This is a genomic window from Chryseobacterium sp. FP211-J200 (genome assembly GCF_001643375.1).
In the GTDB taxonomy this organism is placed as follows: domain Bacteria; phylum Bacteroidota; class Bacteroidia; order Flavobacteriales; family Weeksellaceae; genus Epilithonimonas; species Epilithonimonas ginsengisoli.
On record NZ_LSHB01000017.1, the window covers coordinates 21,061 to 35,197 of the forward strand.

The 14,137-nt window shown below is 36.6% G+C and carries 13 protein-coding genes and 1 pseudogene; 12 read left to right on the plus strand and 2 right to left on the minus strand.

Annotated features, from left to right (window positions below):
• Positions 1–5 precede the first annotated feature (5 nt).
• The 4 genes from AXA65_RS06725 to acs all read left to right on the plus strand — a co-directional run bounded on the left by AXA65_RS06725 (position 6) and on the right by acs (position 5,275).
• Positions 6–200: a hypothetical protein gene (locus AXA65_RS06725; RefSeq protein WP_063969358.1), complete on the plus strand. Its 195-nt coding sequence runs from the start codon at positions 6–8 to the stop codon at positions 198–200.
• On the plus strand, positions 193–2,898 hold the full coding sequence (locus AXA65_RS06730) for an ATP-binding protein (RefSeq protein WP_063969359.1): 2,706 nt from the start codon (positions 193–195) through the stop codon (positions 2,896–2,898). Before AXA65_RS06725 ends, AXA65_RS06730 begins: the two co-directional genes overlap by 8 nt.
• Positions 2,899–2,907: 9 nt before the next feature.
• A complete protein-coding gene (locus AXA65_RS06735) occupies positions 2,908–3,270 on the plus strand; it encodes a response regulator transcription factor (protein ID WP_063969360.1) in 363 nt (120 codons plus the stop codon).
• Between the two features lie 97 nt (positions 3,271–3,367).
• Complete coding sequence (gene acs / locus AXA65_RS06740) at positions 3,368–5,275, plus strand: acetate--CoA ligase (RefSeq protein WP_063969361.1); 1,908 nt, start codon at positions 3,368–3,370, stop codon at positions 5,273–5,275.
• A 291-nt stretch (positions 5,276–5,566) separates the two neighbouring features.
• Here acs and AXA65_RS06745 read toward each other — a convergent pair whose 3' ends face one another.
• Positions 5,567–6,130: a hypothetical protein gene (locus AXA65_RS06745; protein ID WP_063969362.1), complete on the minus strand. Its 564-nt coding sequence runs from the start codon at positions 6,128–6,130 to the stop codon at positions 5,567–5,569.
• 236 nt (positions 6,131–6,366) lie between these two features.
• Here AXA65_RS06745 and AXA65_RS06750 point away from each other — a divergent pair, with 236 nt between their 5' ends.
• From AXA65_RS06750 to AXA65_RS06780, 8 genes are all read left to right on the plus strand, one after another.
• Positions 6,367–6,756, plus strand: coding sequence for a surface-adhesin E family protein (locus AXA65_RS06750; RefSeq protein WP_063969363.1), 390 nt, complete (start codon positions 6,367–6,369; stop codon positions 6,754–6,756).
• Positions 6,757–7,016: 260 nt separating this feature from the next.
• Positions 7,017–7,757 carry a T9SS type A sorting domain-containing protein gene (locus tag AXA65_RS06755; RefSeq protein WP_063969364.1) on the plus strand — a complete coding sequence of 247 codons (741 nt, stop codon included), beginning with the start codon at positions 7,017–7,019 and terminating at the stop codon, positions 7,755–7,757.
• A gap of 765 nt (positions 7,758–8,522) precedes the next feature.
• Entirely contained in the window at positions 8,523–9,068 is a 546-nt protein-coding gene (locus AXA65_RS06760; RefSeq protein ID WP_063969365.1) for a hypothetical protein, read from the plus strand.
• A 147-nt stretch (positions 9,069–9,215) separates the two neighbouring features.
• Positions 9,216–9,362, plus strand: a complete 147-nt coding sequence (locus tag AXA65_RS19845) for a hypothetical protein (protein WP_165596570.1) — start codon at positions 9,216–9,218, stop codon at positions 9,360–9,362.
• Positions 9,359–9,814, plus strand: coding sequence for a hypothetical protein (locus AXA65_RS06765; RefSeq protein WP_063969366.1), 456 nt, complete (start codon positions 9,359–9,361; stop codon positions 9,812–9,814). The genes AXA65_RS19845 and AXA65_RS06765 overlap by 4 nt, the downstream gene beginning before the upstream one ends.
• 10 nt (positions 9,815–9,824) lie before the next feature.
• Positions 9,825–10,028, plus strand: coding sequence for a hypothetical protein (locus AXA65_RS06770; RefSeq protein WP_063969367.1), 204 nt, complete (start codon positions 9,825–9,827; stop codon positions 10,026–10,028).
• A complete protein-coding gene (locus tag AXA65_RS06775) occupies positions 10,021–12,453 on the plus strand; it encodes an AAA family ATPase (protein WP_063969368.1) in 2,433 nt (810 codons plus the stop codon). Before AXA65_RS06770 ends, AXA65_RS06775 begins: the two co-directional genes overlap by 8 nt.
• 296 nt (positions 12,454–12,749) lie before the next feature.
• Positions 12,750–13,727, plus strand: a complete 978-nt coding sequence (locus AXA65_RS06780; protein WP_063969369.1) for an RES domain-containing protein — start codon at positions 12,750–12,752, stop codon at positions 13,725–13,727.
• A 221-nt stretch (positions 13,728–13,948) separates the two neighbouring features.
• Here AXA65_RS06780 and AXA65_RS06785 read toward each other — a convergent pair.
• A pseudogene (locus AXA65_RS06785) lies at positions 13,949–14,137 on the minus strand (IS91 family transposase); the annotation flags it as partial.

Genomic DNA, 14,137 nt, shown 5'->3' on the forward strand with positions numbered 1-14,137 from the left:
CATTTATGAAAAAGCGACACGAACAGAAATTAATTATCCTAAGTTTTGGACTGATGATTTTGTTCAGTGCGCCAATTGTTCTTTTATTCAATAGCGAAAGAGCGGTTTTCGGTTTACCAATGCTTTATGTTTACATTTTCGGCGTTTGGCTTTTATCGGTAGTGGCTTCTTTTATAATTTTCAAAAAATACGATGAGTAGTGTTTCCTTATTTGCGGTGGTCATTCTCTATCTCGCCCTTCTTTTTTTGGTAGCCCATCGCGCCGAGAAAAAGAAGAGCAAGATCTGGGTGAACAATCCATACATCTACTCGCTTTCTCTGGCCGTCTATTGCACAGCGTGGACGTACTATGGAAGCATCGGCGTTGCTGTGAACAGCGGGTTGGATTACCTTCCGATTTACATTGGTCCGATTATCATTATTCCAGCCTGGATTTACATCAATAAGAAAATCCTGAGAATCTCGAGAGTGAATAAAGTCAGTAGCATTGCGGATTTCATCTCATTAAGATACGGAAACAGTCGTTCTTTTGGAGCGATCATCACGTTGGTCTGTATTTTCGGGATCATTCCTTATATCGGGTTACAGATCAAAGCGATTTCCGAGACTTTTCATTTGGTCACCAATACGCCGATTTCAAAGAATATTTTTACAGATAATGCGACTTTTGTCGTTGTACTTTTGGCTTTATTTTCATCATATTATGGAACGCGTTATGTAGACGCTTCCGAGAAAAGATTGGGAATTATTTCTGCAGTTGCTTTGGAAAGTTTTCTGAAATTAATTTTCTTAATTGTTCTCGGCGTTTTCGTGACGTTTTTTGCTTTTGATGGCTTTTCTGATATTTACGCAAAGGCAAGTCTTCTACCCGATTTCAAAGAAAAAAATACGTTCAATGGTCTGGAAGGCAGTTTCAATTGGATGATCCTTTGTTTGATTTCTGCGTCGGCCATTTTCCTTTTGCCGAGACAATTTCACACCACAATTGTTGAAAATAGACAGGAGAAACATTTGAAAACGGCTATTTGGTTTTTTCCACTTTATTTATTGATTTTCAATCTGTTTGTATTTCCGATTGCTTGGGGTGGACGGATTATTTTTGAAGGACAAACTGTGAATCCTGAGTTTTATTCCATACTGATTCCGCAGCATTTTGGTAATCAAATTATCACGGTTTTGGTTTTTCTGGGTGGATTAAGTTCTTCCATTTCGATGGTCATTATTTCAAGTATTACATTATCAATTATGCTCTCAAACAATCTCATCATTCCATACGGTTGGTTGGACAAGCTAAAATCTGACAATGAGACAAAAAACACCAGAAGCATAATGAACATCCGAAAGGTCAGTATTTTTATCCTAATCGTTACGGCTTTTGTTTTCTATAAATATTTTATTTTAAAGAACAGTTTATACTCCGTTGGATTGATTTCGTTCGTGATCATTTCACAATTGGGACCATCATTTTTCGGAGCGATATTTTGGAGACGAGGCAGTTACAAAGGTGCAGTGATCGGTTTGATTGGTGGACTGGCAATCTGTTATTTCGGTTTGATTATTCCTCAGTATTATTTTTCTTACAATCAGGAATTCAAAGGCTTGGTGAGAGATATGTACAATTGGTTCAGCTTTTTTAACATTCCTTATTTGAGCAGTATTTCAGAGGTTTTCTTTTGGTCAATTTTAATTAACATTAGTCTTTTCGTAATTATTTCATTAAGTCAAAAAGGCGATTATCGGGAACGGAACTTTGCCGAGATCTATGTTGATATCGACAGATACATTCAGAATCACGAAAATGCTTTTATCTGGCGCGGGAAAGCTTACGTTTCTGACATTCGGAATATTCTGGTGAAATTTCTTGGCGAAAAGAAGACCGAACAGGCGATGCGGATTTTCAACCTCAAATACAACATCGATACAAGAACGGAAACTGCCGATGCAAGATTCATCAAATTTTCAGAAAACCTTTTATCGGGAAGAATAGGAACCGCTTCTGCCAAAATTTTGATTGAAGGCGTAACGCACGAAGACAAAATCTCTCTAAAAGAAGTTTTAGAAATCCTTGAAGAATCGAAAGAAAATATCAGCCTAAATAAAAAACTGACCGAGCAAAGCCGCGAACTTCGACAACTCTCCAACGAATTGAGTTTTGCCAATGAAAACCTCATCTTCAAAGACAAGCAGAAAGATGATTTCCTGGATTCCGTTGCGCACGAACTCAGAACGCCGATCACCGCAATCCGTTCTGCTGGCGAAATTCTGGCTGACGACGATGATATTCCATTAGAGATCAAAAAAGAATTCCTCAACAACATCATCACAGAATCTGACCGACTGAATGAGATCATTAACGATATTCTGTATCTCGACAAACTGGAACACGGCGAGATTGCTTTGAACATCCATCAGAACAACATAATCTATACCTATCAAAAGGCACTGAATCCAATCAGCCATTTGATTCATCAGAAAAATATTCACTTGAGCGAAGTTGACCTTCTGACCAATCACCTATTTGAATACGACGAAGCCAGACTGATTCAGGTTTTTCAGAACATTCTAGGAAACGCTTTGAAGTTCACAGATGACCAAGGGACGATCCAGGCAAAATTCCAAGAGAAAGATGAACAATTAATCATTAAGATCTTCAATACAGGAAAACAGATTCCTGAAGATGATTTGAATTTGATCTTTGACAAGTTCTATCAATCCAGAAATCAAAACCTGAGAAAACCTTCCGGAAGCGGGCTCGGATTGGCGATTTGTAAAAAGATAATGGAAGCGCAAAACGGCAGTATCTCAGCAAAGAATATGGAAATAGGGGTTGAGTTTAAAATAATATTAAATAGTAAAGAGTTCAACGAAGAACCCTTCGGGTTCCCAAAAAACAATTAAGAAAGAACAATGAAAAAGATATTAATTGCAGACGACGAACACAAGATCCTGATGTCTCTGGAATACAGTTTTAGGAAGATCGGGTACGAAGTTTTCATTGCCAGAGACGGCACCGAGGTTTTGGAATTATTAAAGACCGTCACACCGGATGTCATTCTCCTTGATATTATGATGCCAAATCTGGATGGTTACAGTACACTGGAGCAGATCAAAACGATGGAGGAATTAACCAATACAAAAGTTATTTTCCTGAGTGCCAAAGCCAATCCGAAAGATATAGAGAAAGGCCTGGCTCTGGGAGCTGATGCCTATGTGACAAAACCCTACTCCATCAAAAAGCTGATTCAGCAGATCGAGGAAATGCTGGGTTAAAGGAAAAAGTAAAAGGAGACAACATTTGGAATGCTTCGACTCCGCTCAGCATGACAAATAACAAACAACGATTTTAAGAATTAAAAATAGATAAACAATGAGAAATTACCACATTCAGAATTTACAGGATTATTTCAAAGAATACAAAAAGTCGATCCAGAATCCGAAAAAGTTTTGGGACAAGATCGCAGATGAAAACTTCGTCTGGTATCAGCGCTGGTCCAAAGTGGTGGATTACGATATGCAGGAAGCGAACATCAAATGGTTCAAGAATGCAAAATTGAATATCACCAAGAACTGCCTGGACAGGCACCTTTCTGTGCGTGGCGACAAGACCGCAATCATCTGGGAACCGAACGACCCAAAGGAAGAAGCACAACATATCTCCTACAACGAACTCTACATCAGAGTCAACAAAGTAGCGAATATCCTTCGTGAATTAGGCATCGAGAAAGGCGACCGTGTTTGCATCTATCTTCCGATGATCCCGGAACTGGCTATTACGATGTTGGCTTGTGCTAAATTAGGTGCAGTGCATTCCGTGGTCTTTGCCGGATTCTCTGCTTCGGCGGTGGCTTCGAGGGTCAATGACTGCGGGGCGAAGATGGTCATCACGTCTGACGGAAGTTACAGAGGAACCAAAATCCTCGACCTGAAAAGCCTGGTGGACGAAGCCTTAGAGAAAACACCAACAGTCGAAAACGTCCTGGTTGTGAAAAGAACACACAACGATGTCAAGATGAAGGAAGGCCGTGACCACTGGATGGATGAATACTATGACAAGGCTTCAGCAGATTTCGTGACGGTGATCATGGATGCAGAAGACCCGTTGTTCATTCTTTACACTTCGGGATCCACGGGGAAACCGAAAGGTATGCTGCACACTTGCGCCGGCTATATGGTTTACACGGCTTACACGTTCAAGAACGTGTTTAATTATAAGGAGAATGACATCTACTGGTGTACGGCGGATATCGGCTGGATCACAGGGCATTCCTATATCCTCTACGGGCCACTTCTGAATGGCGCCACCACTGTAATTTTCGAAGGGGTGCCAACTTTCCCTGATGCGGGGCGATTCTGGGAAGTGATCGAGAAGCACAAAGTAACACAGTTCTACACCGCTCCTACAGCCATCCGTTCTCTGGCAAAGGAAAGTGTGGATTGGGTGTTGAAACACAATCTGGATTCATTGAAAGTGATAGGCTCCGTGGGTGAACCAATCAATGATGAGGCTTGGCACTGGTACAATGACAATGTCGGGAAGAAGAAATGCCCGATTGTCGATACTTGGTGGCAGACAGAAACGGGCGGCATCATGATCTCGCCGATCCCATTTGTGACCCCTACCAAACCGACGTACGCTACCCTTCCGTTGCCGGGCATTCAGCCGGTGTTGATGGATGAGAAAAGAAATGAGATCACCGGAAATCAGGTGGACGGGAATCTCTGCATCCGTTTTCCGTGGCCGGGGATTGCCAGAACCATTTGGGGCGACCATCAGCGGTACAAGGAGACTTACTTCTCGGCTTTCCCGGGGAAATACTTCACTGGTGATGGGGCTTTGAGGGACGAGGTTGGCTACTATAGGATCACAGGTCGTGTGGATGATGTGATCATCGTTTCCGGGCACAATCTGGGGACGGCACCGATCGAGGACAGCATCAATGAGCATCCTGCGGTGGCAGAGTCTGCAATTGTGGGTTATCCGCACGATATCAAAGGGAATGCACTCTACGGTTTTGTGATCCTGAAAGAAGCAGGTGAAGAGAGAAACCGCGAGAACCTCGCCAAAGAAATCAACCAGTTGATCTCCGACCAGATCGGCCCAATCGCTAAGCTGGACAAGATCCAATTTGTATCCGGATTGCCGAAGACGAGATCCGGGAAGATCATGCGCCGGATCCTGAGAAAGATCGCGGAGGGCGACTTCAACAGCTTTGGGGATATTTCGACTTTATTAAATCCTGAGATCGTGGATGAAATTAAAAATGAGAGAGTGTGATGTGAGTTGGAGAGTTTGAGAGTTTGAGGGTTGGAGGGTTTGAGAGTTTAAATTAATTTTCTTTGCCCCGACCCTAAAGGGAGGGAAATCAATTTAAAAAGTTTGTCAAAACTACAAGCCTTTACGGTTTGGGAAATTAATTTTGACGAGATTTTAAACCGACATTTAAAATAAAATCATTAAAAAAGCCATCTGTATCGGGTGGCTTTTGTCATTTTGACAGTTATTTTTGGGAAGGTGTTTCCGTTACATCGCCGTTACCTTTCCGTTACCTAAGTCTTATTTTTGAGACTATAAAGTTTGAGACTTTTCTGTCAAATTGTCAGGGTTGTCTGTTGCGGTAATGGTGATCTTATCTCCAGACAGATCTGCATTATTTGCCGTAGCAGTGTAGATCCATTCTGCACCATTATCCACTGCCTGCCCTTCTTCTACCAAGGTGCCGTCGCCATTCTCTATTTTTACAGTAACCATTTTTACAGCGAAATCATCCAGAGCTACAATTTTAATGAGGTCTCCCACTTTTCCGGTATAAGCAGAAACATCTATAGAATCTATGTCGGGTGCATTGAGGAAGTCTGCTACTGCTACATTGTGAGCGGTAATGCCCCTGGAACGGTCTACTTTAGCTTCATACTCTTCCTTAGTATCCGGGTTGCTCATTACACCTTTGGAATAGAGGATCGCTCTCTGGAATTTGCGTTTGTGATCTTTCTGATTCTGGGTGTCTTCTGTTGTTTTGTCCCTTGGTGCTCTGGACACTATGGTTTTGCCGTTTCTTTGGCTGAATACGATAAGGTCTCCTACTTTACCGCTAAGGCCGTGTGTGATGATGTTGTTTTTGCTTTCTGCCATCTTCGTGTTTTTTTAAAAGTTTAACATAATTTTGAGTTCCTAAATTAAATATTTTATTCATACAAAATGTATTTTTTAGCGGATTATTTTTGTAAAATATATTATGTTAAATAGCTTATAAGGTCGTATTTCACAATATTGGTTTATATTATGTTAAGTCAGCAAATTAATTCACTGAATATCAGACTATTTTGTAAATTTAAATCAAACTAAAAAACTAATACCATTACCACCAGATGAAGAAAATTCTTTTGCTTCTATCTCTTCTTGTATGCGCACTCAGCTATGCTCAGGATTGGAAACTGATCTTTGAAGCGGATGATGTCGCTTACTACTACAAACCCAACACTAAAAATACAGCCTGGATCAAAGAGGTTTCGGACAAAACGGAATACGAGCCGGAAGATTCTCTGGAAACCAATGTGGTCAAAGGCTACAAGGTCACTTTGTGGAAATTTGATTGTTCTGAGGAGAAGATTGCGCCGATACAAATCAATGTCTTTTCGCACGACGGCAAACTATTACAGGAGATACAAAATGAGGCGGAAGAAACGGAGATGTTTTTCGTGGTTTCTGATACTGTGGGGGAAAGGTTTTTTGGGGTGTTTTGTGGGAAGGGGAAGTAATTGTTATTATAGTAAAAATAAATACGTGCTAAATAGCACACAGAACCATATCTTGTATTGTATGCACTAGGATGCAATGGAAAAAAAAAGTTATCCGCAATCAAATAATAAATGTATCTAAAATACGGTTTCCCGTAATGAAATTATATTTTTATGAAATAAGTTTGCGAAATTAATAAATAACGGGCGTAGAACAAACGAACTAATATTTCCTTTTCGTCCTTAACTTCAAAGTGAAGTAAATCAGGAAACTAAAAATTATGAAAAAAATTTTATATTCTGCTGCAATTTTTGCAGCTAATTTTGCATTTGGACAGATTACACTTGAAAAAATTTATCCTATTGAAAACCTACAAGTTTACACAAACGAAACAGAAACATTTTATTACACTACAGGTTCGAATTTATCAACAATTAAAATTTATAATGCAGACCACACATTAAAGAAACAATTTACTCTTCCTTCTCCTGTAAGAGTTAGTTCTTATTATAATTTCATTTTATCAAAAAATATTTTTAACACAGACAATCTGTTGGAAATTGTAACTTTTTCAGGAAGCTTTCCCAATTACGTAATTCAAATTTACAATGAAGATGGAGCATTGATTAAAGATTTTGGAAGTGGATATCTGCTTGATGATGAAGATGATTTCCACGTTTATTACGACAATACAAAGAACACAAACAAATTAAGACTATATAAATCTTCGACAAGCTCAACAGAAATATATAATCTCGGAACAACTTCTTTAGCAACTAAAGAGATTCAAGGAAAAAATAAACTTTCAGCTTTTCCGATTCCTACAAACAAAATTCTAAACGTCGTCAATCCTAAAAATGGAGTAAATAAAATTGAAGTTTACGATGTAACTGGAAAAATCGTCATTAATAAAAGTTTTGGAATTTCGGAAAATACAATTTTTCTTGATGTAGAAAATTTATCAGAAGGAGTTTATGTTTATAAAGTCGGAGATTTAAGTTCAAAATTCATAAAAAACTAAAGAGATTACAGATAATAAGGATTTCGGCCTCGAGACGCCCGCCATGGCCAAGCCCCGAAACGGTATGCACAATTTTAAATACACAGCCATGCTAAAAAAAAACATTTTAGCAAAATAAAAAAAAGAACTTCAACAGATATTTACAATAAATGGATTATCCTGATAGGGATTTAGTTAAAATATGATAGTAAATATGGAAAAAATCTTCTAATAACAAAAGTTTGGCATTAGCTGTCGGATAGTTTTTAATTTACATCTTATCTTCGGTATGAATTTGTATTTTAGTTGAAAGTTTCGGCTTCGATTTGCCCGCCATCGCCAAGCCGCGAAACATTGTGAGATATGTTAAAACCGATAGCGCGGATTTGCAATCCGTGCTTTACGGATTGCAAATCCTCGACATCAGGTAAGCTCTTACAAGAGATACAAAATGAGGATGATGAAACGGAAATGTTTTTCGTGATTCCTGATACTGTGGGGGAAAGGTTTTTTAAAGTGTTTTGTGGTAAGGGGAAGTAATAGTCACGGATTATAGATTCGCGACATTGGGAAGAAAGGTTTTTTGAGTTGTTTTGTGGAAATGAAAATTAATAGTCGCAGACTGTAATAAATCACATCACGATATATATTTTATTAACAATATTATTACTTTAGTAAAAAAAATAAACACCTATGCAGTAGCGCATACCAAACCGATTTTGGTATTATTAGCGCTACAACGTAGCGGATATAAATAAGTTAGCAGAAATATAAAGAAACAAATCTATGAGAAGTAAAAATCAAATAATTATAATATGTCAATCAGTCATTATTGTAATTTTAATTATAATCTTATTGAAGTTAAACAACATTAATAATTTGAGAAAAGATTATTTAGAATTTAACTCTAAAAGTATTAGTGAACTATCAAAAGAACAATATGAAAGGGTTAATAATTATTTAGTCTATGAAGCAAAAAAACTGAATAAAAAACCAGATACAATTTCTTATAAGAAGGCTAAAAAACAAGAGGCAGAATTCAAAGCAATAAATGAAGAAATAAGTAGACAAGAAAATTTAAAGCAATATAATTGTGATGAATATACTTTAATAAATTCATTTCACGAAATGATGTCCTTTAATAATCCTTATGAAAAATATGACAAAACATCAATTAATGCTAATAACTTCAATGATTGCTCTATTCAAATAAGTGTCACAACTAAAGAACCAAAATATGGCTGGAAAACTTTCTGGATTTTTGAAGTTTATTTTGATGCGTCTGACAGCAAATTTCATATGAAAACAATAAAAAAAGATTTTCTTGGCTAAAATACTTCTGCTAACAGCGGTTTTGCAATAGTGCGGGATTTTCGCAAGTTTAAAGATTTTAGATATTTTGAAGTTTAGTTTATAATAGAAAGATTTGGCATATAAAGCCGCACCATCGCAAAGCCGCAAAACGTTACCAGTAATGCTATGACGACTGTGCTAACCATAAACGACAGACAAAAAATGAACAAAAATGCCAACGCTTCAGCAAAATCAAAAGAGCTGCAACCTCACCCACAAGCCGACACAGTTGCAGCACATTTACTTTTGCCCAACCGCACAACAACCGTATGACAAATGAATTTAACTTATACTTTGACACTCCCAAGACTTTTGAAATTCAAAACATCAAGCCTCTTGCAGGTTTGGTGGGACTATATTTTATCTTCACAACCGACTGCAAAATCCAATATCCATTTAAAAAATCAAAATTGCTTTACATCGGAACGAGTGAGAAAAAGACTAACAGTATGGGAAGTAGGCTAACTGGACACTTTGAAGGAAAAAGTAAAAACTTAGGACTTGTAAATTATAGAAAAGTAGGACAACTTAAATTCACGATAATAAATTTTGAAATGCTTAAAAGCTTTTGGGAATATAGAATAGAAGATTTGGAAAGCTATTTTATTCTTGACTTCGTTGAAAAGTATGGTGTTTACCCGATTTGTAACAACAAATCAGGATTTGAAATTTTGGAAAAGAAAATTAAAGCAAATTTTGTAATTGACTGGAAATATTTTGAATAAATAAAAACCTATGGACGATAAAATAAAAAGCGGCAAGGATGTGATTAATGATTTTTTTGCCGAAATCTACAACATTCCAAATGCGGACAAAAAAACCGTTGACGCATTAGTCGAACTTTATAGTCAAGGAAAACTTTCCGACAAGAATGTTCAAAACACTTTGGACGAAATAGTTCAAAAGGAATTAAAGCAAATCGACAAAGAAGATGAGTAAGAACAAGATTAAATCCATAAACATCACTGGCATCAGAGGTGTTAGAGAAGGATTAAATCTTTCTCCAAACAAGAAATCGCTACTAATTTATGGCGACAACGGAACAGGCAAAAGTTCTATAACTGATGCTTTAGAGTGGTTCTATAATGACAGCATCGAACACCTGACAGGCGAAGAAGTTGGAGGCAAAGGAAAAAATGCTTTAAGAAATGTATTTCTCAATCCAAGTGATGAAGCTAAAATTGAAATTCAATATTCAAACAAGTTACTTGACAATGAAAAGTCAATAAACAATCTACTTAAAACATTTAACTCAAATAGTTCTAAAGAGTTTGGAAGCTATTTTAGTCAATCACAATCAGAGAACTTAATTCTTCGATACAGAGATTTGGTTCAGTTTATCATAGCAACCAAAGGAGACAAACTAAAACATCTACAAAATATAATCGGCTTTAGCCAAGTGCAAGAGTTACGCAGTTTATTAAAGCTAATTGGAGGACGAATTGCCAGAGGAATAAAAGCAGGCGGTTTTAGCAATAAACGAAGTGCTCAACAAGCAATTCTTTTAGAGAGTTTGGGTCAAAATATCACATCTTCAAAACAGTTTTTTGAAACAGTATTGAAAGTAGTTGAACCTTTAAAACTTGAAAAGGACATCAAATCTTTTAAGGATGTAAAAACTGCACTTAAATCAATTGAAACAAAAGAGGACACAAAAGTTGTTGAGCAAATTGCATTTCATAACAAAATTGCAGACACACTAACAGATTTAGAAATTGAGATTAATAACATTCATTCCTTATACAAAGACTATTACAAATCATATATCACATTAAGGAAAGATGCAGATAAAATAAGTAAACTTCAATTACTTGCATTACTCTCGGAAGGTTTGAAAGTTCTTAAAAAAGATATTGTAAAAGACAATTTTTGTCCATTGTGTCAACAAGAAAAAGACAAACTCAAACTTGCACAAGAATTAAATCAAAGAGTTGAAGATTTAAAGGAAATTAAAGCGGAGCAAGATAAACTCAATGAAGAATGCGAAGAGCTTACTAAGCTGCTTCGCAATAATTACACAATAGTTAGTGGTTTGCTAAAAGAGAAGCATCTTGCCGAAAAGGAAAACGAAGCTACGAAAAAGAAAATTGAGCAAATCCAAAATTCAATAAAAGTTATTGGCGAAGATTTAAAAAAAGATATTTTTTCAACCGAGCCTTTAAAAGAATTTTCGCTTGTCACAATTGATGACAAAGAAATCAAGAGCTTAGTTTCAAACGCTAAAGTAAAATCCAAAGCACTTTCTGATAGTATCAAGGAAAACAAAAAATTACATATACACACGAAACTTTCAAGAGCCTTAGATGCTTATTTAGCTCACAGGAAACTTGAAAGAGAAGAAGAAGTATTAACTAAACAGCAAGTAACTTTTGAAGCTCTATACACTGACTTTATAAAAAGGCAGGAAGAAGCATTAGAAGGTTTCTTAACAATGTTTTCGGATGAAATAAACAGCTATTATGTTGAAATGAACCCGAATGAGAAAGTTGAGGATATTCAACTTGTTCCAATCAAAGACAAAAATGATGAACTCTCAGGTATTACTATTGAATATACATTCTACAACGAAAGACAAACTCCGCCAGTTGCTTTATTAAGTGAAAGCCACATAAACTGTTTAGGCTTAGCTTTTTTCTTGGCATCTGTTAAGGCTTTCAATAAAGAGAATGATTTCTTTGTATTGGATGATGTTATTTCAAGCTTTGACAGCACACATAGAACAAGATTTATTCGACTTCTGATAAATAAGTTTAGTGATTATCAAATCATTTTATTAACCCACGAGAAAGACTTTTTTGATATTGCATCAAGTGAAGCAAAACGAAATAATTGGTTAATAACATCACTTTCTTGGACAGCGGAAAAAGGAACAACTTTTGAAACTCCGCTTGTAGATTTGAGAACCAAAATTGAAGACAAGTTTAAATCGAAGAACATTGACGGACTTGGCAATGACATTAGACGTTATGCTGAAAGACAATTAAAGCAGATTGCATACAACATAGAAGCAGGACTTGCATTTCGTTTCAACGACAGAAATGAGGAAAGAATGATGAATGAACTTTTGTCGTCTGTGCAAAGCAGAGTGAACAAGCAATCACCAGCAGACTTGAAAACCAAAAACAACATTAACAGTATTCTTGCTTCACCAATTTTAATCGGAAATAAAACATCACACGACAACACATTTAAAGAAAACATTAACGACCTTGATGTATTTTGGGAAGATGTAAAAAAACTCATCAAGACTTTTTATTGCTCGGACGACAAGTGTAAATCGTTTGTTGCAATGAAAAACTTTGACAATGTTAAAAGTAAAATTCGTTGTAATTGCGGGACAGTAAACTATGACTGGAAAAAATAAGCCAACGCATTTGGTAGCACATTTGCATTTTTTGCCATCACAAATGCCCAAGAAAAAAATGCAAAAGAGCTACCAAACCAACGCACCAAGACAGCAGTAAAATGGACAGATACAACAACAACGGACGAAGAAGCACTACTGGTAACAGGCGTTTGGCGAAAAAGCGGTTTCAGTGTTTAAATGAAGCCTTGTGCTTCGTATCAAGTTCAGTGCTGGCAGACAATTTTCTGCTCCGAAATCCGCTTCTTCGCCAAGCGCCAAAACGTTAGCTGTTATTATTTTAAGACCCGACCAATATGATAGAACAAGTTGTTATCGACTACAAAATCCATAAATATAATTCTGCAAAAGATGTCAAGGAAAAACTTGATTATTTTAGAAAGTTAAGTGACAACGGACTTCACAAACTGACTGAACAAGGATTTGACAACTTAAAAGCTGAATTTATTAAGTTTCAGAATGTCATTTTTACACTTTTTGCAGACACATATCCAACTAAACTTTTTAGGGTCACAAATAATAAATATCTCTATAGCGGACAGAAAGTAAAGCTTCAAAAAGTTACAGATTTGGTTGGACCACCTGTTGGTAAATCTAATCACGGAAGATGTAATTTAAAAGGAGAAAGCGTTTTCTATTCCGCTTTAGATTTCAAAACTGCTATTTGGGAAACAAGACCTGAAGTTGGCGATTTAATAACCGTTAGTGAATGGGAAATAAAATCAGGGGAAAAACTTAATACACACTATATTTTTCATCCGACACTTACTACAACAAATAAGGAAAGTTCAAGCGCTTATGATGCTTGGCTTCAATCGAAAAAAGAAATTAACCCTGAACTTGTTGAAGTATTTGATGAATTAATATTTTTCTTAACGGAGCAGTATATGAAAAAGGTTTCGGACGATGAAAAACAGAATTATCTATTTTCTGCGAACTATTCGTCAAGACTTATACAGCAAAAACCTGACAAGAATGGCTTTAAAATAGATGCAGTTTGTTACCCGAGTGTAAGAATGGAATATGGTTTGACAAATTTAGCCATATTTAATGATTGTGTATTTGATAAATTGCAGCTAAACAAAATTACTGTTTACGATATTGGAGAGACGAACTATGACACAAAGAATGTATTAACAGAAGACCTAATCAAAGTATCGCCAATGATTATAACCACTAGTAATTTTGACTTTGAACAAAACAAAATTATTTACGATTTAGAAGCTGAATTAAAACTAGCGATTGAACTTCACGAAAAATATAACAACAGCTAATAGCTAAGTTTTCGTTGCGTGCGAAGCACGAACAATGAAAACCCTGTTGAACGGAAGCTTCGGGAGCTTTTTTCAACATTATGGGTTTACCGACGAAGGATTTTAAAGATATTGAAGAGACTTTCAGAAAGGTCTCTTTTTTTGTTGGTGAATTTGGTGGTTTTTCCAGGTTTTATCGTGTTTTCCTTTACTTTTGGGCATAAATTCCCTTACCCAAAATGCTAGATTTTAGGCGTTTCAAAGTTTTGGCTCATCCCCAAAAACCAACGTGGCGGACCGCGCAAATCGAACGTCGCAATCGTTACCAAACTCCCAACTTTGCAACAACTACATTTCGGCTGAAAAGCTTTGGGTGGTAGTTTTTCCTTGGGCTGAATGCCTAAATTCTGTTGCAGATTTTTAAGCTTCAT